The sequence below is a fragment of the Kitasatospora sp. NPDC059747 genome (assembly GCF_042732955.1).
In the GTDB taxonomy this organism is placed as follows: Bacteria; Actinomycetota; Actinomycetes; order Streptomycetales; family Streptomycetaceae; genus Kitasatospora.
The window spans coordinates 1-2145 of the sequence record NZ_JBHWGV010000044.1 but is presented as its reverse complement, the minus strand read 5'-3'; the positions used below and the strand labels follow the sequence as shown (position 1 = coordinate 2145).

Here is a 2145-nt window from a genome sequence, read left to right as displayed (position 1 = left end):
CCCCGCGGGGGGCCCGCCCCGCGGCGGGCGGGCGCGCTTCCCCCCCCCCGCCCGCCCCGCCCCGCGCCCCCGCCTATGCGGTGGGGGGGGGGGCGGGGGCCGCCCCCCCCGCCCCACCGGAACAACCAACGGCAACAGGGGTGCGGGGTGACCGGGCCGGTCAGACGGCGTGTTCGTCGAGGAAGCGCTCGACGTCCCGCGCCCACAGCCGGCCCTCGTCCTCGGTGAAGGCGTGGCCCGCGCCCGGGTACTCGACGACCGTCGCCCCCGGGATCCGCTCCCCCAGCAGCCGGCTGGTGGCCGGGAGGACGACGCGGTCGGCGCCCGCGACGACGACGAGCGTGGGCACGGCGATCTCGCCCAGGCGACCGGTCAGGTCGACCCGGGTGGCGGCGGTGATCTGGAGCAGCCCGCCCGCGGGCAGCCCCGCCCCGACGGCGGCGGCCTGTGCGCCGTGCTCCTCCGCGCCCAGCTCCGTGAGGAGCCGGGGGTGCGTCAGCAGGCCGATCAGGTAGGCGCCCAGCACGGACGGGTCCCCGGCCGCGGCCAGGGCCTCCCACACCGCGGCGACCGTGCGCAACTGCGCGTCCGGCTCGCTGAAGCCGACCGTGAGCACCAGGCCGGTGACCCGCTCCGGGTGGCGCAGCGCGGTGGCGAGGGCGACGGCGCTGCCGAAGGACGAGCCGACCACCGGGAACCGCTCGTGGCCCTCGCGGACCAGGGCGGCGACCAGGGAGTCCGCCAGTGCGAACACGTCGAGGTCGCCGGACGGGTCCGACGCGCCGGTGCCCGGGTAGCGGGTGCCGACGAGGTGGCGGCGCCCGGCGAGGCGCCGGATCAGCGGCCCGAAGTTCAACTCGACGTCGCCGCCCGCCCCGTGGGCGAGGGCGAGCCCGGTGCCCGTCCCGGCGCTCAGGTACTCGGTGCGGCCGGTGCCGAGCAGCGCGCTCGACACCGGCGACTGGAGGTCCGTCACCTCTCTCCCTTCCGCTTGCCGAACCGCCGCACGAGCGGCATCTCCACGTACCGGTACAGCAGTCCGGCGATCACGAGGGAGACGGCCAGCGCCGACGCCAGGTAGACGGCGACCATCGCCCCCGAGCCGAACGGCCCGTGCAGCACCTTGATGTTCAGCGTGTAGAGCACCAGGTAGTGGCACAGGTAGAACGCGAACGACGCGTTGCCGAGCGCCAGCAGGGGCCGGGAGGCCAGGACGCCCGGGCGGCCGGCGACGTCCCGCTGGGCGGCCGCCACGATGAGCAGCACGCACGGGACGATCAGCGGCGCCCGCCAGCCGAACAGCACCGGGCTGTAGGTGGCGACGGCGTAGGCCGGGACGAACGACACCAGCACCCACGGCAGGCTGATCCGCGGGAAGCGGCCGGAGGCCACCAGCTGGGCGGCGAACATGCCCGCGAAGAAGTCGAAGAGACGCCCCAGCGGGAACACGTAGGCGAACCACAGCTGGAAGCCCGTCACGCTCGGCTCGCTGATCAGCTTGATGTTCCCCGACGGCAGCGTGTAGGCGAGGACCGGCATCAGGACGGCGCCGGCCACGCACACGGCCAGCCCGGCCCAGGAGGTGCCGGAGCGGACGGTGCGGAACCGGGCGATCACGAACGGGAACACCAGGTAGAACACCGCCTCCACCGCGAGCGACCAGCCCGGGGGCAGGACGGTGAAGTTGTGCTTCGGGTTCGGCACCCACACCTGGGTGAGCGTCGCGTAGCGCAGCACGTCGGAGAGTTGCGTGCCGGTGCCCCAGAACACCGCCACCGACGCCGCGCCGGCCGCGTAGTACAGCGGCAGGATCTTGACGAACCGGCGGCGGTAGAAGGCCCCGAGGCGGTCGCCTGTGCGGGACGACCAGGTGAGCACGAAACCGCTGAGGACGAAGAAGAACGCCACGCCGAGGCCGCCGAACTGGTTGGAGACCTCGTGGAAGACGACGTTGGTGTGGTGGTCGGCGAAGGTCGGCAGCGCCAGGTACGAGGAGTGGCACACGAAGACGGACAGCGCGGCGAAGAAGCGCAGTCCGGTCAGCGAGTCGAGGCGGGGGGTGCGCCGCCCGGCCGCCGCCGCGGGGGGGCCCGCGCGGGGCGGGGCCCCCCCCGGCGCCCGCGCCCCTCCAGCGCCGGGGGTCGA

The 2145-nt window shown here is 75.1% G+C and carries 2 protein-coding genes; both read right to left on the bottom strand.

What is annotated here, in order from left to right:
• Positions 1–160: 160 nt before the first annotated feature.
• Complete coding sequence (locus ACFV4G_RS20380) at positions 161–976, bottom strand: alpha/beta fold hydrolase (protein WP_380442247.1); 816 nt, start codon at positions 974–976, stop codon at positions 161–163.
• The coding region (locus tag ACFV4G_RS20375; RefSeq protein WP_380442245.1) for an acyltransferase family protein at positions 973–2145 on the bottom strand (1173 nt) is incomplete at its 5' end. The genes ACFV4G_RS20380 and ACFV4G_RS20375, both read right to left, overlap by 4 nt.